The sequence below is a fragment of the Kribbella sp. NPDC048837 genome, from assembly GCF_055586945.1.
Genome location: NZ_JBVJHF010000012.1, coordinates 33,482 through 57,409 on the forward strand (window position 1 = coordinate 33,482; position 23,928 = coordinate 57,409).

Annotated in this window: 23 protein-coding genes and 1 tRNA gene; 11 read left to right on the forward strand and 13 right to left on the reverse strand. The window is 68.8% G+C overall.

All coding sequences use genetic code 11. From position 1 onward, the window contains the following. Positions 1–36 precede the first annotated feature (36 nt). The 5 genes from arfA (at position 37) to ACZ6O0_RS40325 (ending at position 6,789) form a co-directional block, all read left to right on the forward strand. Entirely contained in the window at positions 37–1,524 is a 1,488-nt protein-coding gene (gene arfA, locus ACZ6O0_RS40305) for an arabinosylfuranosidase ArfA (protein WP_465770356.1), read from the forward strand. Positions 1,525–1,543: 19 nt separating this feature from the next. Further along, positions 1,544–3,754, forward strand: coding sequence for a family 43 glycosylhydrolase (locus ACZ6O0_RS40310; protein WP_465770357.1), 2,211 nt, complete (start codon positions 1,544–1,546; stop codon positions 3,752–3,754). A 1-nt stretch (position 3,755) separates the two neighbouring features. After that, positions 3,756–4,658, forward strand: coding sequence for a glycoside hydrolase family 43 protein (locus ACZ6O0_RS40315; protein WP_465770358.1), 903 nt, complete (start codon positions 3,756–3,758; stop codon positions 4,656–4,658). Between the two features lie 135 nt (positions 4,659–4,793). Continuing rightward, entirely contained in the window at positions 4,794–5,723 is a 930-nt protein-coding gene (locus tag ACZ6O0_RS40320; RefSeq protein WP_465770359.1) for a hypothetical protein, read from the forward strand. Positions 5,724–5,853: 130 nt separating this feature from the next. Then, the gene (locus ACZ6O0_RS40325; protein WP_465770360.1) at positions 5,854–6,789 is read left to right on the forward strand and encodes a hypothetical protein; all 936 of its coding nucleotides are present in this window, start codon (positions 5,854–5,856) and stop codon (positions 6,787–6,789) included. Positions 6,790–6,814: 25 nt separating this feature from the next. Here ACZ6O0_RS40325 and pdxR read toward each other — a convergent pair whose 3' ends face one another. After that, positions 6,815–8,179 carry a MocR-like pyridoxine biosynthesis transcription factor PdxR gene (gene pdxR, locus ACZ6O0_RS40330; RefSeq protein WP_465770361.1) on the reverse strand — a complete coding sequence of 455 codons (1,365 nt, stop codon included), beginning with the start codon at positions 8,177–8,179 and terminating at the stop codon, positions 6,815–6,817. A gap of 69 nt (positions 8,180–8,248) precedes the next feature. On the opposite strand from pdxR, the gene ACZ6O0_RS40335 reads away from it, so the two are divergent. Next, a complete protein-coding gene (locus tag ACZ6O0_RS40335) occupies positions 8,249–8,929 on the forward strand; it encodes a pyridoxamine 5'-phosphate oxidase family protein (protein WP_465770362.1) in 681 nt (226 codons plus the stop codon). Here ACZ6O0_RS40335 and ACZ6O0_RS40340 read toward each other — a convergent pair. The 5 genes from ACZ6O0_RS40340 to ACZ6O0_RS40360 all read right to left on the reverse strand — a co-directional run bounded on the left by ACZ6O0_RS40340 (position 8,926) and on the right by ACZ6O0_RS40360 (position 12,620). Continuing rightward, positions 8,926–9,708 (reverse strand): ABC transporter permease, encoded by a 783-nt coding sequence (locus ACZ6O0_RS40340; protein WP_465770363.1) that lies wholly within the window; start codon positions 9,706–9,708, stop codon positions 8,926–8,928. The genes ACZ6O0_RS40335 and ACZ6O0_RS40340 overlap by 4 nt on opposite strands. Further along, positions 9,705–10,652, reverse strand: coding sequence for an ATP-binding cassette domain-containing protein (locus tag ACZ6O0_RS40345; protein ID WP_465770364.1), 948 nt, complete (start codon positions 10,650–10,652; stop codon positions 9,705–9,707). Before ACZ6O0_RS40345 ends, ACZ6O0_RS40340 begins: the two co-directional genes overlap by 4 nt. Positions 10,653–10,790: 138 nt before the next feature. Continuing rightward, entirely contained in the window at positions 10,791–11,315 is a 525-nt protein-coding gene (locus ACZ6O0_RS40350; RefSeq protein ID WP_465770365.1) for an EXLDI protein, read from the reverse strand. A 79-nt stretch (positions 11,316–11,394) separates the two neighbouring features. Then, complete coding sequence (locus ACZ6O0_RS40355) at positions 11,395–12,003, reverse strand: hypothetical protein (protein WP_465770366.1); 609 nt, start codon at positions 12,001–12,003, stop codon at positions 11,395–11,397. Then, positions 11,988–12,620 (reverse strand): hypothetical protein, encoded by a 633-nt coding sequence (locus tag ACZ6O0_RS40360; RefSeq protein ID WP_465770367.1) that lies wholly within the window; start codon positions 12,618–12,620, stop codon positions 11,988–11,990. The genes ACZ6O0_RS40355 and ACZ6O0_RS40360 overlap by 16 nt, the downstream gene beginning before the upstream one ends. Before the next feature lie 81 nt (positions 12,621–12,701). On the opposite strand from ACZ6O0_RS40360, the gene ACZ6O0_RS40365 reads away from it, so the two are divergent. Then, complete coding sequence (locus tag ACZ6O0_RS40365; protein ID WP_465770368.1) at positions 12,702–13,148, forward strand: Lrp/AsnC family transcriptional regulator; 447 nt, start codon at positions 12,702–12,704, stop codon at positions 13,146–13,148. Between the two features lie 229 nt (positions 13,149–13,377). On the opposite strand, the gene ACZ6O0_RS40370 is transcribed toward ACZ6O0_RS40365, so the two are convergent. Next, positions 13,378–13,638, reverse strand: a complete 261-nt coding sequence (locus tag ACZ6O0_RS40370; RefSeq protein WP_465770369.1) for a cell division protein CrgA — start codon at positions 13,636–13,638, stop codon at positions 13,378–13,380. A 98-nt stretch (positions 13,639–13,736) separates the two neighbouring features. Here ACZ6O0_RS40370 and ACZ6O0_RS40375 point away from each other — a divergent pair, with 98 nt between their 5' ends. Then, complete coding sequence (locus ACZ6O0_RS40375) at positions 13,737–14,507, forward strand: DUF881 domain-containing protein (RefSeq protein WP_465770370.1); 771 nt, start codon at positions 13,737–13,739, stop codon at positions 14,505–14,507. A gap of 17 nt (positions 14,508–14,524) precedes the next feature. After that, positions 14,525–15,151: an aminodeoxychorismate/anthranilate synthase component II gene (locus ACZ6O0_RS40380; protein WP_465770371.1), complete on the forward strand. Its 627-nt coding sequence runs from the start codon at positions 14,525–14,527 to the stop codon at positions 15,149–15,151. A 62-nt stretch (positions 15,152–15,213) separates the two neighbouring features. On the opposite strand, the gene pknB is transcribed toward ACZ6O0_RS40380, so the two are convergent. The 6 genes from pknB to ACZ6O0_RS40410 form a co-directional block, all read right to left on the reverse strand. Then, on the reverse strand, positions 15,214–17,055 hold the full coding sequence (pknB, locus tag ACZ6O0_RS40385; protein WP_465770372.1) for a Stk1 family PASTA domain-containing Ser/Thr kinase: 1,842 nt from the start codon (positions 17,053–17,055) through the stop codon (positions 15,214–15,216). Between the two features lie 114 nt (positions 17,056–17,169). Beyond that, positions 17,170–18,624 (reverse strand): peptidoglycan D,D-transpeptidase FtsI family protein, encoded by a 1,455-nt coding sequence (locus ACZ6O0_RS40390; protein WP_465770373.1) that lies wholly within the window; start codon positions 18,622–18,624, stop codon positions 17,170–17,172. Next, positions 18,621–20,018 (reverse strand): FtsW/RodA/SpoVE family cell cycle protein, encoded by a 1,398-nt coding sequence (locus ACZ6O0_RS40395; RefSeq protein WP_465770374.1) that lies wholly within the window; start codon positions 20,016–20,018, stop codon positions 18,621–18,623. The genes ACZ6O0_RS40390 and ACZ6O0_RS40395 overlap by 4 nt, the downstream gene beginning before the upstream one ends. Beyond that, complete coding sequence (locus ACZ6O0_RS40400) at positions 20,015–21,391, reverse strand: PP2C family protein-serine/threonine phosphatase (RefSeq protein ID WP_465770375.1); 1,377 nt, start codon at positions 21,389–21,391, stop codon at positions 20,015–20,017. Before ACZ6O0_RS40400 ends, ACZ6O0_RS40395 begins: the two co-directional genes overlap by 4 nt. A 10-nt stretch (positions 21,392–21,401) precedes the next feature. Next, positions 21,402–21,884: an FHA domain-containing protein FhaB/FipA gene (locus tag ACZ6O0_RS40405; protein ID WP_465770376.1), complete on the reverse strand. Its 483-nt coding sequence runs from the start codon at positions 21,882–21,884 to the stop codon at positions 21,402–21,404. A gap of 10 nt (positions 21,885–21,894) precedes the next feature. After that, positions 21,895–22,722 (reverse strand): FhaA domain-containing protein, encoded by an 828-nt coding sequence (locus tag ACZ6O0_RS40410; protein WP_465770377.1) that lies wholly within the window; start codon positions 22,720–22,722, stop codon positions 21,895–21,897. A 172-nt stretch (positions 22,723–22,894) separates the two neighbouring features. On the opposite strand from ACZ6O0_RS40410, the gene ACZ6O0_RS40415 reads away from it, so the two are divergent. Further along, positions 22,895–22,978 (forward strand) — tRNA-Leu (locus tag ACZ6O0_RS40415). 116 nt (positions 22,979–23,094) lie between these two features. Further along, on the forward strand, positions 23,095–23,925 hold the full coding sequence (locus ACZ6O0_RS40420; protein WP_465770378.1) for a carbon-nitrogen hydrolase family protein: 831 nt from the start codon (positions 23,095–23,097) through the stop codon (positions 23,923–23,925). Positions 23,926–23,928 lie beyond the last annotated feature (3 nt).

The window sequence follows — 23,928 nt, forward strand, 5'->3', positions numbered from 1 at the left end:
CACGTTAAACGTTGTAAAGACTCCTGGGGAGGCTCTGTGGCGCGGTTGGTGGTGGATCCGGCGTTCGTGGTCGGCGCGCTCGACCGGCGGGTGTTCGGCTCGTTCGTCGAGCACATGGGCCGCTGCGTCTACACCGGCATCTACGAGCCCGGGCACGCGACCGCGGATCCGGACGGCTTCCGGCAGGACGTGCTCGAGCTGGTCCGCGAGCTCGGCGTCACCGCGATCCGCTACCCCGGCGGCAACTTCGTCTCCAACTACGACTGGGAGGACGGCGTCGGGCCGAAGGACCGGCGGCCGCGGCGGCTCGATCTGGCCTGGCGGGCGATCGAGCCGAACCAGTTCGGCACGGACGAGTTCGTTGCCTGGTCCCGGAAGGCAGGGGTCGAGCCGATCTGGGCGGTCAACCTCGGAACCCGCGGCATCAAGGAAGCCGTCGAGCTGCTCGAGTACTGCAACCTCCCGGCCGGCACCGAGCTGCCCGACCGCCGGGTGGCCAACGGCAACCAGGAGCCGCACGGCATCAAGGTGTGGTGCCTGGGCAACGAGATGGACGGGCCCTGGCAGATCGGTCACAAGACCGCCGACGAGTACGCCCGGCTGGCCGAGGAGACCGCGAACGCGATGCGCCGGGTCGAGCCCGGGCTCGAGCTCGTCGCCTGCGGCTCGAGCAACGCGACCATGCCGACCTTCGGCGAATGGGAGCGGGTCGTGCTGGAACGGACGTACGACCTCGTCGACCACATCAGCCTGCACGCTTACTACGAACCTCGTGACGGCGACCAGGCGAGCTTCCTGGCCGCGTCCGCGGAGATGGACCGGATGATCACCGAGGTGATCGCGACGGCCGATCACGTGAAGGCGCTGAAGCGCAGCGACAAGCAGATCACCTTGTCGTTCGACGAGTGGAACGTCTGGTACCAGCAGCGCTTCCCGGGCGAGCTCGGCCTCGACATCCGCGAGGTCGGCCCGTTGATCGAGGACACCTACACCGTCGACGACGCGGTCGTGGTCGGCAGCCTGCTGATCACCCTGCTCCGGCACGCCGACCGGGTGAAGATCGCTTGCCTCGCGCAACTGGTCAACGTGATCGGCCCGATCCGCACCGAGCCCGGCGGCCGTGCCTGGCGGCAGACCACCTTCCACCCGTTCGCGCTGACCGCCCGGTACGCCGGTCCGACCGTGCTGCGGACGGCGGTCACCGGCGGCCCGGAGATCGACACCGCCGCCTTCGGCCGGATCCCGGCGCTCTGGAGCACAGCGACGTACGACGAGAACACGCGGGAGACCGTGATCTTCGTGGTGAACCGGAGTGAGACCGACAAGGTCGACCTGGAGATCCCGGTCGGCCTGCAACTGATCGAGCACCTCGCCCTGTACGACGACGACCGCGCCGCCGTGAACACCGCCGACGACCCGGACCGAGTGGTGCCGCGCGCGGTTGACGGCACCGAGGTCGTGAACGGCATCTGTACCACCACGCTGCCACCCGCGTCGTGGCATGTGATCCGCCTGCAAGGTTGATTCGAGAGGGGACCCGCCCGTGCCTTCAAAGAAACTCCTGGCCGCAGTGCTGGCTGTAGCCGCGGTAGCCGCCGGTACGTCGGCCGCCACAGCAGCACCCGTGGTGACGACGACCAACGCGATCTCGTCGTCCTTCGCCGACACGTTCGCCGATCCGTCGATCATCCAGGGCCGCGACGGCTACTGGTACGCGTACGCCACGTCGGATCCGCTGGTGGCGAACGGCCCGTTCGGCCTGATGCACATGGCCCGGACCAAGGACTTCAGCTCATGGGAGTACCTCGGCACGGTCTTCAGCGACCAGACCAAGCCGGCCTGGGCCGCGCCGGGGTCGTTCTTCTGGGCGCCGGACATCCGCTACTTCGGTGGCCGGTACGTCATGTACTTCACCGTCACCGACACCGCGGCCAACCCCGGTGGCGATCCTGCGATCGGTGTGGCCACCGCCCCGACCCCAGCGGGACCGTGGACCGCCACCGACGGCCCAGTTGTCGCGCCTCGACCGGACGGCGCCGGCGGCTACTTCGGCACCATCGACCCGGCGATGCTGACCGCCGCGGATGGCAAGCGCTACCTGTATTACGGCGGTTTCTACGGCGGGATCTCCGTCACCGAGCTGAGCGCCGACGGCCTGCACGCGGTCGGTGCGCCGACCCAGGTGACGGTCGGGGACCGCTACGAGGGCTCGTACGTCGTCTACCGCGACGGCTGGTACTACCTGATGGGCTCGTCGATGAACTGCTGCGCCGGACCGACCACCGGCTACTCGGTCTTCGCCGGCCGCTCGCGCTCTCCGCGTGGGCCCTTTGTGGATGCCGACGGCGCATCGCTGAACGAGTCGCGCGTCGGCGGCACGACGGTCATCACGCAGAACGGCAACAAATGGATCGGGCCCGGCCACCACGCGTTCATCACCGACGCGGCCGGCCAGGACCACATCGTCTACCACGCGATCGACCGCGGTACGCCGTGGCTGACCGACCCGTTCGGGATCAACCGGCGGCCGATGCTGATCGACCGGATCGACTGGATCGACGGCTGGCCGCGGACCCGGGCCGGCCTCGGCCCGTCCGAGGGACCGGTGCCGGCCCCGACGACAGGCTCCGGGCTAGGCATCGACTCCACCGACCCGGCCGGCGGACTGCTCGGTGCTCAGCGTCAGCCCGGCGACGCGGTCGGCGGTCCGGCCGCCGCCATCAGTGGGGCGGCCCAGACCCGTGAGGCCGCTGCCGGTGGCTCGCTGCGCGTGGAGGCCGACGTCCGGCTCGGGTCGTCGTACACCACGGTCCTGGGCAACCAGGTCGTGGCGACAGTTGCGCAGGGCAAGCTCACTCTCGCGGCCGGCCGTCGTACCACCTCGGTGGCGGTGCCCGCGGACTTCGACCGGACGCAGTGGAACAAGCTGTCCGTCCAGATATCCGGCTCTACCGTGAGCGCGCGGCTCAACGACGCGGGCCTGGGTGACGTGTACGCCGAGGCGCAACTCGCCGTACCCGGATTGAAGCTCGGCTCCGCGCCGGTGCGGTGGGCCGGGTCGGCGGAGGTCGACAACCTGACCGTGCGGCCGGTGGCAACGCCGGTGACCCGGATGGCCGACGTACCGCGGACCGGCAAGCTGCTGATGGGAGACGACTTCTCCTCGGCGCTGGGGCCGGACTGGTCGTGGGTGCGGCCGGACGCGAACGCGGTTGTTGCTGATGGCAAGCTGTCGTGGCCGCTGGAGAACGCGGACCTGGTCGGGGCGGGGAACAACGCCGGCCTGCTGTTCCACACCACGCCGGATCGGGACAGCTGGATCGCGGAGACCAAGCTGCATCTCGACACCGGTGTGGACGACATCCGCAACTACCAGCAGGCGGGGATGATCGCCTACCTGAACGACAGCGACTTCGCGCGACTCGGCAACGTGTCGATCTGGAAGACCCGGCAGACCGAGTACGGGCGTGAACTGGTGGCACGGCCGTCGGACGGCGCGACGTCGTACGGAGCGGCCGCGATCGGGCGGTCGGCGCCGACGCTGTGGATGCGGCTCGCGTACCACCGGAACGCCGCGGGCGAGCACGTCTATCGCGCGGGAACGTCGGTGGACGGGGCGAACTGGACGTGGGGCGCGTCGTGGGTGCTGCCGGCCGCGGCGAAGATCGGGCTGTACGCGCACGGTGAGTTCACCGGGGCGAACCCGCCGCCGGTGGCGACGTTCGACTACCTCCGGTTCTACGAGAGCAGGTGAGATGGGCTTCACCAATCCGGTCTACGGCAACAACTTCGCCGACCCGCAGGTTGTTGCCGTAGACAACATCTACTACGCGTTCGCGACCAACGGGGCGCTCGGCAACGTGCAGACGCTGACGTCGGCCGACCTCGTCTCCTGGGACGAGGTCGGCGACGCGCTCCCGGTGCTGCCCTCGTGGACCTCACCCGGCCGGGTGTGGGCGCCCGAGGTCGCCGTGCACGCCGCGGACCGGTACGTCATGTACTACACGAGTCGCGACGACGCGTCCGATCAGCAGGCCGTCGGCGTCGCGGTCGCGTCCGCGCCCGAAGGTCCATATATCGACAAATCGTCACATCCCCTGATCTGTCAGGTAGACGAGGGCGGCTCGATCGACGCGTCGCCGTTCCAGGACTCGACCGGTCGCCGCTGGCTGTACTGGAAGAACGACGGCAACGCGATCGGTGTCGACACGTGGATCTACGTGTCGGAGCTGTCCACCGACGGACTCACGCTGACCGGCCCGGTGCATCGCCTGATCAAGCAGGACCTCGAGTGGGAGGGCAACCTGGTCGAGGCGCCGTACATGGTCGAACGCAACGGCAAGTTCCACCTCTTCTACTCCGCCAACGCCTTCGACCAAGCCGCGTACGCCGTCGGCCACGCCCGCTGCGAATCCCCGACCGGCCCCTGCACCAAGTCCGGCGCCCCAATCCTCACCACCTCCCCCGACGCCGCCGGCCCCGGCCACAACATGGTCCTCCACGTGGCCGACCGCGACTGGTTCATCTACCACGCCTGGAACCCCACCCACCCCGGCACAGACCCCACCGGCCGCACCATGTGGCTCACCGAACTCACCTGGGACGGCGACCGCCCGCTCGTCCAGCCACCGCTTCGCGACAACCCGAGCGTCCCGTAACCTTCCCGGCTCTTCGCGCATCAAGCTCTACGGAACCTCCGAGTCCCAGGCCTCGGTGGCGACCGTGGAGGGATCGGCCGCCGCCTGCTGCCTGACTGTCGGATCGGTGACTGACGAGACCTTCGAGGAGCGAGCATGATTCGACGAGCTCTGTTGTACGGCCTGGCCGGCGCGGCGGTTCTTGCCGCGGTTGTCACGACGGCGCCGGCCAACGCGACCGGCGGTGCCGCACAGGCGACAGCTGCCGCCTGCAGTGTCCGCCCGGGATCCGTCCTGGCCAACGGTGCCCATGACAACAGTGGGGCCACCATCGGGTACCCGCCGCGCACTATCGGCTTCCCCGGCGTGACCTTCAATGTGTTCACGCCGGGCGCGGTGCGACTCAGCACGACCTTCACCACCGACCCGTACTCCGGGGGCGCCGCCAACGAGGGCTGGGTGGTCCAGGGCGACTCGCTGTACTACCGCTCGTACTGGACCGACATCATGAGCGAGATCGACCCCGGGCAGCCGGACGAGATGCAGCGGGTCGGCGGCGGCTGGGCGAACTTCACGGCGGTGGAGACCTCCAGCTACTACGCAAGCGGGTCGCCGGCCCGGCACTCGGCGTACGGGCTGCGCAGCGACGGCACGCTCTTCCGGTGGAGCATCGACCGCTGGTTCTGGAAGGCCACCGGGTCGGCGCCGGGGTTCGCCTCGGTCAAGTCGATGGCGCTGATCAGCAAGACCGCGACGTACGACACCTTCCTCGCCAACACCCGCGGCGGCGCGCTGTACACGATCCGCATCCCGGTCACCTCGCCGATGAAGCCGATCGTGAAGCCGGTGCGGACCAAGACCTGGCAGGGCTTCGAGAAGCTGATCGCGAACCAGTGCGGTCGGTTCGGCACGATCCTGCTCGGCATCGACCGGGACACCGGGACCGGCTACCGGTACGCCGTCGGCCATGCCAACGGCACGGCCACGGTGATCAACGGCCTCGGCCTGGCCGGGAACAACTTCACCGATCCGGTCTACTTCCGCTGGGGCGCCCTGGCGTACATCGATCCGCTCAACGGCGACTGACGTCGAGGACCAGTGGATCACCGATCCCCTCGGTGCTGTGACAAACCGACCCTCGCGCGGTCTGCGCGGGCATAACCTTTCCGGTTCTCCGCCGCATCATGTTGTACGGAGGGAGATAAGGGGGAAGGACATGTCCCGAAGGAGCAACATCCGCGCCGGTCTTCTGCTGGCGGGCGCGGCAGTGCTGGGCATGACGGCGTTGACGCCGCCTGCAGGTGCTCGACCGGCGGTCGCGGAGGGTACGACCGCCGCCTGCACCATGGACGTGGGATCCGTGACCGCGGCTGGGGATCACACCAAGAACCGGGTCACCGCCGGCTCGCCGCCGACGATGACGGTGGTGCCCAATCAGAGCGGCAGCGGGGTCTACACCCCGGGCCAGGTGCGCCTCAGCAGCACGTTCGTGGCCCAGCCCGAGTTCGGGCTCTGGTACATCGTCGGGTGGGTGGTGCAGGGCGACGCCCTCTCCAGGAGCAGCTACGTGTTGCAGAACCTGGGTATGTACCTCGACCCGCCTGCTCAGACCCGGATCGGTGGCGGTTGGACGAACTTCAAGGCGGTCGACGAGGCCCAGTTGCTCGACATGCAACACGGGCAGACTCTGCGGACCTCGGAGTACGGGCTGAGGAGCGACGGCACGCTCTTCCGCTGGCAGAACAACGGCCTCATCTGGCGTCAGTCGGGTAGCGCCGGCGGCTTCGCGTCGGTGAAGGCGATGGCCCTGATCAGCAAGACGCGGACCTACGACACGTTCCTGGTGAACACCCGGGGCGGTGCGCTCTACACCGTCCGCATCCCCACCACGCTGCCGATGAGGCCGGTGGTCAAGGTGGTGCGTACTGCAACCTGGCAGGTGTTCGAGACCTTGCTTGCCGTGCAGTGCGGCCTCTCCGGCACGATGCTGCTCGGGATCGACAAGGACACCCAGTCCGGCTACCTGTACGCGGTCGGGCACGCCAACGGACTGTCCACAGTCATCAGAGGGCTCGGCAAGGTCCAGGGGATGTTCCCGGATCCGGTCTACTTCCGCTGGCGCTTCGACTTCGATCCGCTCAACGGCGAGTGACACAACCCTTTCCGCCCACCTCGCGTCAAGGGCTGCGGAGCACGTGGGTCAGGATGTCGAGGGCTTTGTGGAGGTCGGCTGTTGATGGGGTGGCGTAGCCGATGACGAGGCCGGGCGGGCCTGGAGTGGTACGGCGGTACTCGGACAAGGGTGCCACGACGACTCCGGCCGCCCGGGCCGCGGCGGCGACCTCAAGGTCGTCGACGTGGTCGGGCAGCAGGAGGGTGATGTGGAGGCCGGCGTCCTGGCCGATGATCTGGCCGTACGGCGAGAGCACGGTGCAGGTGTGGGTGCGGCGGTCGGCGTACAACCGGCGGCCCTTGCGGACAGTCTGGTCGAGGTAGCCGTCGCGGAGCATCGCGAGCAGGGCGGCCTGCATCGGCCAGCCGGGCCAGTCGCCGGAGTTCGCGCGGAAGGTGGCGAGGCGGTCGACCATCTGCTCGGACGCGACCAGCCAGCCGAGGCGCAGCGCGGGGCTGAGCGTCTTCGAGAGCGTGCCGAGGTGGACGACCAGGTCCGGGTCCAGCTGCGCGAGCGCGGGCAGCGGCGCGACGTCGTACCGGTACTCGCTGTCGTAGTCGTCCTCGATCAGCATCGCCCCGGTCCGCCGCGCCCACCGGACCAACTCGTTGCGCCGGGCAACTGACAGCCGGCCGCCGAGCGGGTACTGGTGCGACGGCGTGACGTAGACCGCCGGTACGTCGGTCAGCGCGGACACCCGCAGCCCGTCCTCGTCCACGGGGACGTCGACGATCTCGAGCTGATGGTCCCGGGCGGCGACCACCGCGTTCAGATAGCCGGGGTCCTCGATCGCGATCCGGTCCCCCGCTCGCCGGGTGACCGTGAGCAGCAGCCGGAGTCCGTGCACGGTCCCATTGGTGACGAGGACGTTCTCGGGTCCGCACGCGATCCCGCGGACCCGGCCGACGTGCTCGGCCAGGGCGGCCCGGAGCGCGGGCAGCCCGGCGGCGTCGTCGTACCCGCGGGGCGGCGACTGGGTCGAGACCTCCCGCCACGCGCGCCGCCAGCCGGGGTCCGGCGTCGGTGCGATGAACGGGATGCCGGGTCGCAGCGTGAGCAGGTTGGTATCGGGATCCGGGCGGGGCGTCGTGTGGCGCCGTACGGCGGGCTGCAGCGGTACGACGTCCGTCACGAAGGTCCCGGCGCCGGTCCGCCCCTCGATCCAGCCTTCGGCATGCAACTGGTCGTACGCCGCCTGCGTCACGGACCGGGACACGGACAGCTCCCGCGCGAGGTCGCGGGTGGACGCGAGCCGGTGGCCGGCCTGGAGCCGGCCGTCCAGGATCGCGGCCCGGAACTGCTCGGCCAACTGCAGATGCAGCGGTACGCCGGCGGTGCGATCGATCGTCAGCGGGAGCGAGCTCTCCACGAATGGACTACCTGATTCGTGCGGGAATGGACCGTGCCAGCATGCCACTCCCGGCTCGACCCTGGTGACATGACCACCACTCCGCTCCAGCCGACTGCCCGGACCTCACTGCGTCGTTCGAAGGAACGTGCCGCCTCCGACCGTAAGGTGCTGGCCGACGTTCTCCTCGACGGCATGTTCTGTCACCTGGGTGTCGTGGTCGACGGCGATCCGCTGGTGCTGCCGACGGCGTACGGTGTGGATCTGGACCGTGGTCCCGACGGGACGCTATACCTGCATGGCTCGGTCGCGGCGCGGAGCGTGGTCGCGGCGCCGCAGCAGACGATCTGTGTCACGGTCACCCACGCGGACGGCCTGGTGCTCGCCCGCTCCGCCTTCCACCACTCGGTCAACTACCGCTCGGCAGTCATCTTCGGCGTGCCGCGGCTGGTGACCGACCCGGACGAGAAGCTGCACGCCCTCAACCGCATCGTCGACCACCTCGTCCCCGGCCGCTCCACCGCCACCCGTCCGCCCAACCGCAAGGAACTCGCGAAGACGTCCGTCCTCGCGCTCTCCCTGACCGAAGCGTCCGTGAAGACCCGTTCCGGACCCGCCAACGACGAGGAGCAGGACCTCGACCTGCCCTACTGGACTGGCGTGATCCCGCTCCACGTCGTGGCCGGCGAACCGGAGAACAACCCGGACTGCGACCTCGTTGTTCCGGCCCACATCCGCACCCGCGCGAACCTGCTGGGCGCACCGTCCTAGGCCACGGTCCCCTTGTTGTAGTTCTTCTGGGCCCAGAAGTAGCCGACCACCGCGATCGCCAGGCACCAGGCCAGGGAGAGCCAGCCGTCGCCGCTGTCCATCGGCGTGCCCACCAGCAGGTGGCGCAGCGTGTTGATGATCGGGGTGAACGGCTGGTACTCGGCGAACCAGCGGATGCCGCTCGGCATCGACTCCAGCGGGATGAAGGTGTTGCTCAGGAAGGGCAGCAGCAAGCTGATCGGCAGGACGACGTTGCTCGCGCCCTCAGGGGTCTTGCTGGTCAGCCCGAGGGCGATCGCGAACCAGGTCAGGGCGACGGTCAGCGCGATCAGCAACCCGGCGGCCAGCAGCCACTCGCCGAACGTGGCGTTCGGGCGGAACCCGATCATGATGGCGAAGCCGATCACCAGGGCCAGGCTGACGATCGTCAGGATGACGTTGCCCAGCACATGCCCGGTCAGCACGGCCGGCCGGAAGATCGCCATCGTCCGGAACCTGGCCACGATCCCCTCGGTCATGTCCATGCAGGCGCCGACCGCGGGCGACATCGTCCCGGACGCGATCGACATCAGCAGGATGCCGGGAGTGAGGAAGTCGAGGTAGTCGAAGTCCTGGCCGCCGCCGAGACCGGCCGAGAACGTGTCGCCGAAGACGAGACCGAACAGCAGGATCATGATGACCGGCATCCCGAGGGCACCGAGCGAGAGACCCGGGTAGCGCTGCGCGTGGCGCAGGTTGCGGCGCAGCATGGTGGCGGTGTCCTGGAGTGCGTAGCTCATTTGGTGGTCACTTCCTCGTGCTCGGTGGGCTGACCGGTGACGGCGAAGAACACGTCGTCGAGGTCGGGGGTGTGGACAGTGAGTTCGTCGACCTCGAGGGAGGCGTCGTCGATCCGGGCCAGCAGGGCGCGCAGGCTGTGCACGCTGCCGTCGTTCGGCACCTGCAGGACCAGCGATTCGTGATTCGGTACGGCGGTCGGCAGCACCTGACCGGCGAGCGTGAACTCCTCCGGTGACGTGAACCGCAGCCGGATGTGTCCGCCGGGCGCGAGCCGCTTCAGCTCCTCGGCCGTACCCTGGGCGACCAGTCGCCCGTGGTCGAGGACCGCGATCCGGTCGGCCAGTTGGTCGGCCTCGTCGAGGTACTGCGTGGTGAGGAGGACCGTGACGCCGCCGGCGACCAGTTCCCGGATCAGCTGCCACATGCTGTGCCGGCTGCGCGGGTCGAGACCGGTGGTGGGCTCGTCCAGGAAGATGATCCGCGGGTTCCCGACCAGCGTCATGGCCAGGTCGAGCCGCCGCTTCATGCCGCCGGAGTACGTCATCGCCAGCTTCGAGCCGGCCTCGACCAGGTCGAACCGCTCCAGCAGTTCGTCCGCACGGAGGCGGCCCTCGCGGCGGCCGAGGTGGTACAGGTCGGCCATCATGATCAGGTTCTCCCGGCCGTTGAGCAGGCCGTCGACCGCGGAGAACTGGCCGGTGACGCCGATCGCGGCGCGGACCTGCTCGGGGTCCTGGTGCAGGTCGAACCCGGCGACCCGGATCTCGCCGGCGTCGGCGGTGCCCAGGGTGGACAGGATCTGCACCACGGTGGTCTTGCCGGCGCCGTTCGGGCCGAGCAGGGCAAAGATGGTGCCTTCGGCAACGTTCAGGTCGATGCCGTCGAGTACGAGTTTCTCGCCGTACGACTTACGCAGTCCACGGACGTCGATCGCTGCTGACATGTCGGATGTCCTCGGTGTTTTCGGGCAGGGTGAACCTGACCCAGGTGGCTGAAAGGGTCTGCAGGAGGAGATTCAGGGCGTGCTGATCCAGCCGGCCGGCCTGCGGGCAGGCGCCGGATCAGCGGTGTTCAGTGGGGACTAGATGTCGAGGTCTTCCACCGCGGGGTGGTTGCCGGCTTCCTCGACCAGGGCGTAGAGATCCTCGGGGATCAGCTCGCGGAGCTCCTCGATGGTGTCGACGACATCGAGACTGGCCTCGCCCTGGGCCATGCTCCAGGACTGGTCGCTGCTCCAGTTGCCGATCCAGGAGCGCCAGCCGCTCAGGTACTGCTCGTCGTCGGCGCCCACGCTGAAGAGATTGCGGCGGTCCGCGTGCAGCACGAACTTGCCGGTCCGGCTGCGGTAGACCTTGAAGGCCTCGTAGCCGTTCTTGCTGGACCGGCCGCCCTCGGCGAGCAGCACGCCGGAGAACCGTTGCTTGCGGCCGGCTCCCCGGCCCACCCGCACGGTGATCTCGTCGTACCCCTCGAGTCGCCCTTCCTCCAGCTCGACGTACTTGCGCAGCGCGATGGAGATCGCCGAGGACAGATTCCCGGCGAGCTCCTGCGCCTTCTTGTACAGCGGCAGGTCGTCGTCCGACACGTAGATCGTCTTGTTAGGCATTCGCCCTCCTCCTACGTAGAACTATACGCAGAAGGCTACGCAGATGTCTACATATATCTCTACGTAGACGCGGACCGGCTCAGCGGGGCGAGTACAGCCAGGGCTGCTTCAGGTCGAAGAACTCCGGCGGGCCGGCGGCGAGCGCGTTCATCTCGTCCATCTGCGCCTTGAGCTTCGCCGGCGGCTCCTTCTGCTCGCCCTCCCGGGCGTCCGCCTCGGAGGTGAAGTACATCGCCATCGTGTAGTCGCCGTCGTCGTACATCGCCGCGACGCTGGCGATGATGTCCGGCCGGAACGCGGCCCACTCGTCGGAGTCCGAGGCCATCAGCTCGCGGGCCCGCTCCGGGTTGCTGCCCCGTCCCTGCATCACCTGGACGAAGCCGGCCGAGTCCGGGTCGCCCTGCTGGTCGAGCGTCACGTCCTCCGCGTCGTGGAACGTGGCGTCACCGCTGAGCAGCGACGTGAACTCGTGCCACCACTTGTCCTGGGCCGGCGACTCGCTGTTGCGTCGCGCGGCGTCGGCGGAGTCGAACCGCGCCAGCGCGATCAGCCGCCCGTCCTCGGTGACGCCGGCAGTGGTCCCCAGCCAGCCGGTCGCCTCGGGAGCGAGCTCTTCCATCCACCGGTCGAACGCGGCGTGTGCCTGCTCGGCGTCCGTCACCTGTCCCTGAATCACCTGAACGAACATCCTGCGACCCTCCCTATATCTCCCCCAGGTCGCTCCGGGTACTTCGACGCTACGCCCGCCCGGCGGGCTCGGGCCAGCATCAGCAGACTCGCGACGACACCGGTGACGCCGAGGGTGATCAACCGGGCGTCGGTTTTCCACAGGCCGAAGACGAACCAGCAGGACAGCTCACCGAAGACCAGCGCCCAGGTGCCCTGCGAGATCCCGGTCGGCCGTTCGGTGCGGTACGCCGTCCACAGCGAAGGCGTGACCTGGACGATCGAGGCCGCGGCGAGCAAGGTCCCCAGCCCGATCCGGCCGCCCAGGATCGTCGCGATCACCAGCAGGGCGGCCCAGCCACAGATCCAGCCGATCGCACGCCGATTCACCGCGCCACGTCGTACCAGCATCACCGAGACGGTCCCGGCCAGGACGGTGGCGGCTGTGGACGGAAGGCTCGCGGTCCAGTACCCCGAGGCCATGAAGTACCCGAACCAGGCCGCGTTGTCGACGCTCGTCAGCGTTGCCCACGACCAGGAGACTCCAGAGGTGTCGCCGGTCCGGCGGAGCTTGAGGATCTGCGGGAGGTACTGCGGGATCCCGAAAACGGCGGCGGCGAGGGGCAGGAGGTCGAGCATGGCGCAAGATTACGGCTGAATCCGCGACAATATCGTGCGAATTCATGCTCGCCTGAGCGCTCCGGAGATAGGATCTTTGCCGTGGATGCGATCGATCGCAACATCCTTGCTGTGCTGCAGGAAGAGGGCCGGCTGACGGTGACCGAGCTGGCTCAGCGGATCGGGTTGAGTGCGGCGCCTTGTCACCGGCGGCTGCGCGAGTTGGAGCGGTCCGGGGTGATCTGTGGATATCGGGCCGTCATCGACGGAGCCGCGGTCGGGCACGGGTTCGAGGTGCTGCTCGCGGTGACGATGGACCGGGAGGAGTCGGTGGTCGCGTTCGAGGCCGGGCTGGCGGAGATCCCGGAGGTCGTGCACGCCGAGCGGCTGTTCGGCGAGCCGGACTACTTCGTCCGGGTGGCGACCGCGGACATCGCCGCGTTCCAGCGGCTCCGCGACGAACGGCTGGCCCGGTTACCCGGCGTACAGCGGCTCACGTCGACGATCGTGATGAAGAAGGTCGTGGACAACCGCCCGCTGCCAACGTGAACGGTGTGGAAACTGCCCACCTCAAACCCGACTTATCCACAGATTTGACCGAGTTTTCGCCAGATTCCGTGGACAACTCGGGGACACCTTGGGGATAAGTCCGCCGAATCGGTGTGCACAACTGGGGATACCGATGTGGATAACTCCACCCCCGCGCACTGCGGCAGTGGACGACCGAACCTCAGCCGGCTGCGCCCGATCACCGGCTGAGGTCAGCGCGAGAGTGCGGTCAGACCCACTGGGTGGAGACGACGAAGCCGACGGCGATCAGGCCCATGCCGATCAGCAGGTTCCAGTTGCCCAGGTCGTCCATCACCGGGATGTCCTGGCCGGCCACGTAGAAGACGACCAGCCAGGCGAGACCGAGCAGCCAGCAGGCCAGCATCAGCGGCGCCACCCAGACGCGGCTGGAGGTGCGCGGCTTCTTCGGCGTCTTCTCCGCCTTGACCTTCTCGGTCTTCTTCTTGTTGCGACTGCTCGACTCGGGCACGACTGAACTCCTTGTAAGGACGCATAAGCTAACCGCCGTGGACCTGTGCGGGTCCGGTCCGGGTTAGCGTAGTGCAGAGAGGAACACGGAGATCACGGGTGCGTAGGTTCAAGCGGATTTCGCTGTGGCGCGTGGGGGCGCCGCTGGCGCTGCTGTGCGCCGGTCTGCTGTTCGCGACCAGCGCCACCAACGCCCGTGGCACCGACCTACGGCCTAGCCGCAACACTACGCTCGCCGGGCTCGTCGAGGAACAGAGCCGGCGCAGCGCGACCCTGGTCCGCCAGCACGCGGCGCTGACTCATGACATCGAGGCCCTGCAGGCACAGCAGGGATCGATCGACCCGAAGCTCGCCAAGCAGCTCGACGACCTGTCCGAGCAGGTCGGGACGAGACCGGTCACCGGGCCGGGCCTGACCGTCACGCTGCGGGACGCGCCACCCGAGGTCGTCAAGGAGAACCCGGACGTCGACGAGAACTGGCTCGTCATCCACCAGCAGGACATCCAGGCCGTGGTGAACGCGCTCTGGGCCGGCGGGGCCGAGGCGATGACGATCCAGAACCAGCGGGTCATCTCCACCACCGGCGTCAAATGTGTCGGGAACTCGGTCGTCCTGCACGGTGTGCCGTACCTGCCGCCGTACACGATCACCGCGATCGGCGACCGGCGGAAGCTGCAGAAGGCGCTGGACGACTCGCAGTACATCGAGAACCTGCAGGACTACGTGGTGAAGTTCCAGCTCGGCTACGACGTGAAGAGCGAGTCGTCGATCCAGATGCCGGCGTACGAAGGCACCCTGGACCTCCAGAGCGCCACTGTCCCGGGCTTCGAACGCACTCCTTCGGTCAGCCCGTCCGCCAGCGGGAGGTAGCTGTCACAATGGTCCGCATGCCGCGGATCCTTGTCGTCGACAACTACGACTCCTTCGTCTACAACCTGGTGCAGTACCTGCAGCAGTTGCAGGCCGACACCACAGTCCTGCGCAACGACGAGGTCACTCCGGACCAGGTCGGTGAGTACGACGGCGTCCTGCTCTCGCCCGGTCCTGGTACGCCGGAAGAGGCCGGCGCGTGCGTGGACATCGTGAAGGAGAAGGGCGGCGAGGTCCCGATCTTCGGTGTCTGCCTCGGCCTGCAGGCGATCGGCGTCGCGTACGGCGGTGTCGTGGGGCGCGCGGACGAGTTGCTGCACGGCAAGACCAGCCAGGTGTTCCACGAGGGCGCGGGCGTGTTGTCCGGACTCCCGTCGCCGTTCACCGCGACCCGCTACCACTCGCTCGCCATCGCGCAGGACACCGTGCCCGACGAGCTCCAGGTGACGGCCCGGACCGAGGCCGGCGTGATCATGGCCGCCCGGCACCGCGACCTGGCGGTCGAGGGCGTGCAGTTCCACCCCGAGTCGGTGCTGACCGAGGGCGGCCACCGGATGCTGGCGAACTGGCTGGCCATCTGCGGCGACCCCGACGCGATCGCCCGCTCGGTGGGCCTGGCCCCGATCGTCAGCTCCGCCGGCTGAGTCCCCGCAGGCTCCAACGAAAGAAGCCCCCGCGGCTGCGGGGGCTTCTTTCGCGTACGGCGTCAGCCGCCGATCGTAATCGGTGGCGTGTTCGGATCCTCCGGCGTGTTCGACGGGGTGTCGGTCGGAGTCGGCGTGTTCTCCGGCGGGTTGTTGATCGTCAGCGTGATCGTGCTGCCCTTCGGCGCCTTGGTGCCGCCCTTCACACTCTGCGCGAGCACTGTCTGGTCGGGCTTGCTCGGGTCGTTGCCGTACGTGTAGCCGACCTGGAAGCCGAGCTTCTTCAGCTGGTCGGCCGCGTCGTCGAACGGAACGGTGACGACGTTCGGGACCTCGACCAGTTCCTTGCCGCTGGACACCGTCAGGGTGAAGACCTGGCCGCTCGGGTACTGCCCGTTCGGGTCCGGGCTGACCGCGAGGACGGTGCCCTCCTTCTCGGCGCTGTCCTGCTTGACCGTCTCTTCCTTGACCTTGAAGTTCCCGGCCGTGCCTTCGAGCGCCTTGCGGGCCTGCGACTCGGACTTGCCGATCACGTCCGGGACCGGGAACGCGCTCCGGCCGGACGAGAAGACCACCGTGACCGTCGAGCCCTGATCGGCCTCGGTCCCCGCGTCCGGGGTCTGCCGGATGGCGGAGCCGCGGCCGACCGTGTCGCTGGTCTCCGACGGTCCCTGCGCGAACTTCAGGCCCTTGTCGGTGAGCAACTGGGTCGCGTCGGCCACCGACTTCCCGGTCACATCCGGTACGGCGACCTTGGCCGGCGGCGTGTTGGTCGCCGTACCGCCGCCGTTGTTGTCGTTGCCGAGGTTGGTGAACAGCGCGTAAGCGCCGACCGCGACCGCGACGATCGCCAGGCCGAGCAGGAAGTAGGCCAGGCCGCGGTTGCGCCGGGACCGGGAGTCCTGGTCCAGGTCGTCGCCACCCGGCGGGAGCAGGTCGTCGTCGCCGGCCTGCCGGTACGCCTGGGTCGCGGCGGTCGCCCCGACGACGGTCGGGGCCATCGCCCGGGTCTCCGACATCGACGCGACCGGCGCCATCGGCGCGGTCACCTGCTGGCCGGCCAGCACCCGGTGGATGTCCTGCCGCATCTCGGAGGCGCTCTGGTACCGCTCCTCGCGGCTCTTCGCGAGTGCCTTCAGGACGACCGCGTCGACCTCCGGCGGGATGTCCGGGTCGAACGACGACGGCGGCAGCGGCTGCTCCCGGACGTGCTGGTAGGCCACCGACACCGGGGATTCGCCGACGAACGGCGGCCGGCCGGTGAGCAGTTCGTAGAGCAGGCAGCCCGTCGAGTACAGGTCGGAGCGGGCGTCCACGGTCTCGCCGCGGGCCTGCTCGGGCGACAGGTACTGCGCCGTGCCGATGACGGCCGCGGTCTGGGTCATCGTGGACGACGTGTCGGCGACCGCGCGCGCGATGCCGAAGTCCATCACCTTGACCTGGCCCTGCGGGGTCAGCATCACGTTGCCGGGCTTGATGTCGCGGTGCACGATGCCGGCCCGGTGGCTGTAGTCCAGCGCCTCGAGCACACCGGAGGTGATCTCCAGCGCCCGCTCCGGCATGATCTTGCGGCCCTCGCGGATCAGGTCGCGCAGCGTCTTGCCGGTCACCAGTTCCATCACGATGTACGGGATGGTGACGCCGGAACCGTTCGGGTCCGGCTCCTCGCCGGTGTCGTACACCGACACGATGGTGGGGTGGTTCAGCGAGGCGGCCGACTGCGCCTCCCGGCGGAACCTGGCCTGGAAGGTGGCGTCGCTGGCGAGGTCGACCCGGAGCCGTTTGATCGCGACCGACCGGCCGAGCCGGTTGTCGACGCCCCGCCGCACCTCGGCCATGCCGCCGCGGCCGAGCGGTTCGCCTTCTTCGTACCGGCCGCCGACGAGACGTGCCTGCGATGTCATGACCTCAGCCTTCCAACCTGTCCGGAAACACACTCAATTTGCCCACGGTAGCGACCGCCACACGTGGAACCCCGTTGGAAAGACGCCCTGTGACGGCATCATTCCGTATGGTGCTCACTGCCCCAGCACCGCCTCCATGACCTTCTTGGCGATCGGTGCCGCCAAGGTCCCGCCGGCGATGTCGTTGCGGGGGATGTTCGCGTCCTCGATCAGTACGGCGACCGCGATCTTCGGGTCGTTGGCCGGTGCGAACGCGGTGAACCAGGCGAACGGCGGGCGCTCCTTGGTCGTCTGCGCCGTACCGGTCTTGCCGGCCACCTGGATGCCGTCGATCCGGCCGGGCTTGCCGGTGCCGTTGTTCACGACGTCGACCATCATCCCGGTCAGCTGGCTCGCGACCTCCGGGGTGATCGCCTGGTGCAGCGACTCCGGCTTGGTCTCCGAGACCGTCTTCAGGTCCGCGGTCTTCACGTTCTGGACCAGGTAGGGCTTCATCACCTCGCCCTTGTTCGCGATGCCGGCCGCCACCATCGCCATCTGCAGCGGGGTGGCCCGGACGTCGAACTGGCCGATCGCGGACTGCGCGGTCTGCGGCGCGTTCGGGTCACCCGGGAACTGGCTGGAGGCGACACCGGACAACTCGCTCAGCGGGCGCTCGCCGAAGCCGAACTTGGCGGCCTGCTCGCGCAGCGCGTCCGGACCGAGGTCCATGCCGACCGAGCCGAACGCGGTGTTGCACGAGTACCGCAGCGCGATCGTCAGGGTCGCGTTGTTGCTGCCGCCGCAGTTCCTGCCGTCTTCGTTGACCAACGGGACGGTGGTCTGCGGCAGCGGCAGCTCGGCGGGCGAGTTCACCTTGGATTCCGGCGTGTACTTGCCGCTGGACAGTGCCGCGGCCGCGGTGACCAGCTTGAAGGTCGAACCCGGCGGGTACGTCTCCTGGACCGCCCGGTTGGTCAGCGGCTTGTCCTTGTCCGCGTTCAGGCTCTTCCAGGCGCTGCTGACCTTGTCCAGGTCGTGGGAGGCGAGCAGGTTCGGGTCGTACGACGGCCGGCTCGCCATCGCGAGGATCCGGCCGGTCTTCGGCTCGATCGCCACCACCGCGCCGGTCTTGCCGGCCAGCCCGTTGTACGCCGCCGCCTGGGCCGCCGCGTTCAGGGTCAGCGTGACGCTGCCGCCCTGCTGCGGCCGGTTGCTGATCACGTCGATGATCCGGCGGAACGCCATCGACGGGTCCGAGCCGTTCAGCTCGGAGTTCATCGTCAGCTCGACGCCGCTGCGGCCGAACAGGTACGAGTAGAACCCGGTCACCGGCGCGTACGTCGGCCCGGACGGGTACGTGCGCTGGTACTTGAACCGGTCGTTGGTCGGCTTGCTCTGCGCGACCGGCGTACTCCCGATCAGGATCGGGCCGCGGTTGACCGAGAACTGCGAGTCGCGCACCCGGCGGTTGTCGTTGCGGCCGTTGAGCTCTCCGGCCCGGAACGCCTGCAGGTACGTCGAGTTCGCCATCAGCGCGAGCATCAGGATGATCGCCGCCACGGCCAGTCGTCGGATCGCTGAGTTCACTGCTTCTGCACCGCCATCGCGATCGTTTCGTCGGACACTGGGGCGGCCGGGGTCTGCGGCCGGCGGGCCTGGTCGCTGATCCGCAGCAGCAGCGCGATGATCGCCCAGTTCGCGACCAGCGACGTACCGCCCAGGGCCATGAACGGCGTGGCCAGACCAGTCAGCGGGATCAGCCCGGTGACACCGCCGACGATCACGAACACCTGCAGCGCGAACGACATCGCCAGACCGGTCGCGATCAGCTTGCCGAAGATGTCCCGGCAGCCGAGCGCGGTCCGCAGGCCGCGCTCGATGATGAGCGTGTAGATCAGGATGATCGCGATCAGCCCGGTCAGGCCGAGCTCCTCGGCGAACGAGGAGATGATCATGTCGCTGTTCGCGTACAGGGTGATCTCCGGGCGGCCCTGGCCGAGCCCGCGGCCGAGGATGCCGCCCCAGGCCTGGCCCATCAGGCCGTTCGCGACCTGGCCGCCGTCGATCGAGAACGGGTCCAGCCAGTCCTGGATCCGTTTGTGCACGTGGCCGAAGGTCTGGTACGCGAAGTACGCGCCGCCGACGAACAGCAGGCCACCGATGATCAGCCAGCCGGCCCGCTCGGTGGCGACGTACAGCAGGAACAGGAACAGGCCGAAGAACAGCAGCGACGAACCGAGGTCGCTCTCGAACACCAGCACACCCAGGCTGACGACCCAGGCGATCAGGATCGGCCCGAGGTCGCGGGCCCGTGGCAGGTCGAGACCGAGGAAGCGGTGCCCGGCCAGTGTGAGGACGTCGCGCTTCACCACCAGGTAGCCGGCGAAGAAGACGACCAGACAGACTTTCGCGAACTCACCGGGCTGGAAGGACATGCCGGCCAGCCGGATCCAGATCCGGGCGCCGTTCAGGTTGACACCGAGGCCCGGGATCAGCGGCAGCACGAGCAGCACCAGACCGGCCAGGCCGGCGGTGTAGGTGAGGGCCTGCAGGCGGCGGTGATCCCTGATCACGAGGATCACCACCAGGAACAGGATGATGCCGACCGCGGTCCAGGTGATCTGCTGCGGTGCGGCGGCCGCCTTCGGGGTCCGGCCGTTCGCCTCCGCGACCGCGGCCAGGCCGAGGTCGATCCGGTGGATCATCGCGACCCCGAGCCCGTTCAGCAGCACGGCGCACGGCAGCAGGACGGGATCGGCGTACGGCGCTCGGTAGCGCAGGGCGAAGTGTGCGATCAGGGCGAGCAGGCCGATGCCGGCCGCGTAGTACCCGGTGCTGGCCGGGACCTTGTCCTGGACGGTGATGCCGATGTTCACGTACGCGCCGACGGAGACGCCGATCGCGATGATGAGCAGCAGCAACTCCACCCCGCGCCGGGTGCGCGGGATGATCTGGATGACGGAGGTCGAAGCGATGCTCATCGGACGCCGTCGCAGTCATCCGGGTCGACCGGCGTACTCGGTGTGGTCGAGGGCGTGGTGGACGGGCGCGTCGTGACCGAAGTGGTCGCGGGCGGCTTCGGCGGTGTGGAGACCGGCGGCGTACTCGGCTTGGGTGTCGGGGTCGGCTTGGGCTTGGCGCACTCGTCGGCGGTCCGTTGCAGCTCGCTGACGATCGTCCGCGCACCGGCCAGGTCGTCGGCCTGGATGTTGCCCTCCACCTGCTCCCGGCTGTACGTCGGGAGCTTGTCCACCTGCAGCGTCTGCCGCTCGTACACCTTCGACAGGTTCAGGCCGGGCAGGTCGGCCTCAACACCCTTGAAGATCGCCACATAGTCGCCGTCGGTACCGACGTAGTACTGCTTCTGCGTCCAGCTGTACGCGAACCAGGCGCCGCCGACGATCACGCCGAGGATCACCGCCAGGACGGCGATCCGCCGCAGCCAGGGGAAACGCTTCGGGGCGCGCGGCGCGTACCGCAGCTCCTCCGGGTCGAGCGCCGGCCCGTGACCGCCGCCGCCGTGACCGCCGCCACCGCCGCGGATGGCGACCGTCGGCTCACCGCGGCCGGTCCCGCCCTGCGCCAGCTCCGCGGCGGCGCCGACGAGTTGTGCCGTGGTCCCGCTCGTGGGTGGCGTCTCGACCACGTCCGCCACGACACACGTGACGTTGTCGTTCGACCCGGCCTCGAGGGCGTGCGTGATCAGCTCCACCACGACGGAGTCCGGCGTACCGTCGGCCATCGAGGCGGCGATCGACTCGTCGCTCACGTAGTCGGGCAGGCCGTCGCTGCACAGCATCAGCCGGTCGCCGGCCCGGACGTCGAGGATCTCCAGGTCCGGATCGGAGTCCGGCCGGCCGTCCAGCACGCGCAGGATCAGGTTGCGGTGCGGGTGGGTGAAGGCCTCCTCCTGGGAGATCCGGCCCTCGTCCACCAGCGACTGCACGAAAGTGTGGTCGTGGCTCAGCTGGTACAGCAGCCCGTCCCGCATCCGGTACGCGCGGGAGTCGCCGAGATGTGCCAGCCCGAGCTGCTTCCCGTCGAACATCAGCGCGGTGACGGTCGAACCCATCCCCTCGCGCTCGGGGTCCTCCTCGACCAGCTCGGACAGCCGCTCGTTCGCCCGGTGCACCGCGCCGGCCAGCGCCTCGATCATGTCCTCGCCGCTGATCTCGGCCGTGTCCAGCCGCCGGATCACCTGGACCGCCGCCGCGCTGGCCACCTCACCGGCCGCCGCACCACCCATCCCGTCCGCGAGCAGCAGCAGGTGCGGACCGGCGTACGCCGAGTCCTCGTTGTTGCGGCGCACGCGTCCGACGTCGGACAGTGCTGCGTAGTCGAGCGACAGGGTCATCGAGGCAGGCCTACTTCGCGATGTTCAGCGTCGTCCGGCCGATCCGGATCGAGCCGCCGATCTCGGCCGGCACCGGGCGGGTCACCCGCTGGCCGTCCAGATACGTGCCGTTGGTGGAGCCGAGGTCCTCGACCCACCACTGGCCCTCGGACTGGAACAGCCGCGAGTGCCGGGTGGAAGAGTAGTCGTCGTCGAGCCGGATCTGGCAGTCCGAGCCGCGGCCGATGATCACCGGCTCGTCGCCCAGGGTCGCGCCGACACCGGCCTGCGGGCCGTCCGCGATCGTCACCGATCCGGGCAGGCCCTTGCGCTTCTTCACCGGCTTCGCGGGTTTCGGCGTCCGGGAGGTCTGCGGTACGACGGCCGCCGCGGCGCGGCTGTCCACCTTCGCACCGAACAGGTCGGACCTGATCACGGACAGCACCGCGAGGACGAACATCCACAACAGGGCCAGGAACCCCAGTTTGATCAGGGTCAGGGTCAGTTCCGACATGGAAGGTCAGTCACCACCCGCTGCTCGGCGGCTGGGCCATCGGCTCGTCCGCAAGACGCAGCGTCATGGTCGTGTTCCCGATCCGCACGGTCGAGCCGTCGACCAGCTCGGCCTCGGTGGTCCGCCGCCCGTTCACCAGCGTCCCGTTGGTGGACCCCAGGTCGACCAGCACTACCCGGACACCGCCGGGGCCTTCCGGCATCAGCCGGATCTCGGCGTGCCGCCGGGACACCCCCGGGTCGTTGATCTGGATGTCCGCGTCGGTGCCGCGGCCGAGCACCACACCGGGCGGGTTGACCGGGCGGCGCCGGCCGTTCACCTCGAGCATCACCTGAGGGTGACCCCGGCGCGGTGGCTGCTGCGGTGGTGGCGGCGTGCTGTGCATGACCGTCTGGCCGTCGTTCGGCGGCACGTAGGGCTCCTGCTGGTAGGGCTGCTGCTCGTAGGCCGGTGGCCGTCGTTGCGGCGTACCGACCGTGGCACTGACCACCCGGAACTTACCGGTCGGCAGGTCGTCCTGCTGGGTCAGCTCGATCTCGATCGGCCCGGAGAACGTGTACCGCTGGATGTCGGCGTGGTCGCGCAGCTCGTTGGCGAGCTCCGAGTTCAGCGTCTTGCCGTAGGCGTTCAGCCGCTCGAAGTCACCCGGACCGAGCTCGATGGTGAAGTGATTCGGCACCAGCCGCCGGTCCCGGGACAGGATCCGCGCGGTGTTGTCGATCTCACGCTTGAGCGCCGCCGCCAGCTCGATCGGCTCGACGTCGCCCTTGAACGCACGCGCGAAGACACCGCTCACAATGCCTTCCAGGCGTCGCTCGAAGCGCTGCAGCGGTCGCACGCCTCCTCCTCCACGGTCGGTACTCCATAGTTGGTCCACCGGTCGAGGCGGACACACCGGGTACGACGATCGATCGTATCGGGAGGTTCGACCGAACCCGCAATGTGAAGCTCCGGCAGATCCCGTGCTACTGTTCCTTCTCGGTTGCAGATGACTCGTCGGAGCAGCCAGCGCGCGGGTGGCGGAATAGGCAGACGCGCACGGTTCAGGTCCGTGTGCCCGAAAGGGCGTGGGGGTTCAACTCCCCCCTCGCGCACAGCAAGTCCCGGTCGACGACCGGGACTTTTGCATTTCCCGGGCCTCGAACAGCCGCGCCGATCACGCGCCGTGCCGGTCCACGCTTCTGTCGGTGGTGGATGCGACCGTAGGGCGATGACGGGGATTCGGGTCGGCATTGCTCAGCCGGCGATCAGTGCGGACGCGCGCGTGAACGGCGAGACCGTTCGGGCCCTGATGCGGAAGGCGGCGGCCAAGCGGGCCCGGTTGCTGCAGTTCCCCGAGGGGATGCTGAGCGGCTACGCGAAGGAGCAGATCGCGGACTGGTCGCAGGTCGACTGGGACGTGATCCGCGCGGAGCTCGAGCAGATCATGGCGCTCGCGGCGGAGTTGCGGCTCTGGGTCGTGCTCGGGTCGGCCCATCCGCTGACACCGCCGAACCGGCCGCACAACAGTCTGTACGTGATCTCCGACACGGGCGAGCTGGTCGACCGGTACGACAAGCGGTTCTGCTCACACACCGAGATCAACCACTTCTACTCACCCGGATTCGAGCCGGTGGTCTTCGACGTCGACGGATACCGCTTCGGCTGTGTGATCTGTGTCGAGATCAACTTCCCGCACCTCTTCAGTCAGTACGAGCGTCTCGGCGTCGAGTGCCTGCTGTTGTCGGCGTACCCGGTGGACACCGTGTTCGAGCTCAAGGCCCGCGCGTACGCCGCGATCAACTGCTACTGGATCGCGATGTCCTTGCCGGCCCAGACCCTCGACCTGATGCCGTCCGGCCTGATCACCCCCGCCGGTACGTACGCCGCCCAGATCACCGGCCAGGCCGACCTCACCGTGATCACGCTCGACCGCGAGGACCCCGGCCTGACCGTTCCCCTCACCCACGCCCGTCCGTGGCGCGCCACCGCCCTGAAGGGCGACATCTACCGCACCCGGGCCGTCACCGACCCGCGCTCGGCCGACCGCACGGCACTCTGATCC

Excerpts from the sequence above, each read along its gene's own strand:
- ACZ6O0_RS40315 (WP_465770358.1), top strand. The coding sequence starts at position 3,756 with ATGGGCTTCACCAATCCGGTCTACGGCAACAACTTCGCCGACCCGCAG.
- ACZ6O0_RS40320 (WP_465770359.1), top strand. The coding sequence starts at position 4,794 with ATGATTCGACGAGCTCTGTTGTACGGCCTGGCCGGCGCGGCGGTTCTT.
- ACZ6O0_RS40325 (WP_465770360.1), top strand. The coding sequence starts at position 5,854 with ATGTCCCGAAGGAGCAACATCCGCGCCGGTCTTCTGCTGGCGGGCGCG.
- ACZ6O0_RS40335 (WP_465770362.1), top strand. The coding sequence starts at position 8,249 with ATGACCACCACTCCGCTCCAGCCGACTGCCCGGACCTCACTGCGTCGT.
- ACZ6O0_RS40340 (WP_465770363.1), bottom strand. The coding sequence starts at position 9,708 with ATGAGCTACGCACTCCAGGACACCGCCACCATGCTGCGCCGCAACCTG.
- ACZ6O0_RS40345 (WP_465770364.1), bottom strand. The coding sequence starts at position 10,652 with ATGTCAGCAGCGATCGACGTCCGTGGACTGCGTAAGTCGTACGGCGAG.
- ACZ6O0_RS40350 (WP_465770365.1), bottom strand. The coding sequence starts at position 11,315 with ATGCCTAACAAGACGATCTACGTGTCGGACGACGACCTGCCGCTGTAC.
- ACZ6O0_RS40355 (WP_465770366.1), bottom strand. The coding sequence starts at position 12,003 with ATGTTCGTTCAGGTGATTCAGGGACAGGTGACGGACGCCGAGCAGGCA.
- ACZ6O0_RS40360 (WP_465770367.1), bottom strand. The coding sequence starts at position 12,620 with ATGCTCGACCTCCTGCCCCTCGCCGCCGCCGTTTTCGGGATCCCGCAG.
- ACZ6O0_RS40380 (WP_465770371.1), top strand. The coding sequence starts at position 14,525 with ATGCCGCGGATCCTTGTCGTCGACAACTACGACTCCTTCGTCTACAAC.
- pknB (WP_465770372.1), bottom strand. The coding sequence starts at position 17,055 with ATGACATCGCAGGCACGTCTCGTCGGCGGCCGGTACGAAGAAGGCGAA.
- ACZ6O0_RS40395 (WP_465770374.1), bottom strand. The coding sequence starts at position 20,018 with ATGAGCATCGCTTCGACCTCCGTCATCCAGATCATCCCGCGCACCCGG.
- ACZ6O0_RS40400 (WP_465770375.1), bottom strand. The coding sequence starts at position 21,391 with ATGACCCTGTCGCTCGACTACGCAGCACTGTCCGACGTCGGACGCGTG.
- ACZ6O0_RS40405 (WP_465770376.1), bottom strand. The coding sequence starts at position 21,884 with ATGTCGGAACTGACCCTGACCCTGATCAAACTGGGGTTCCTGGCCCTG.
- ACZ6O0_RS40420 (WP_465770378.1), top strand. The coding sequence starts at position 23,095 with ATGACGGGGATTCGGGTCGGCATTGCTCAGCCGGCGATCAGTGCGGAC.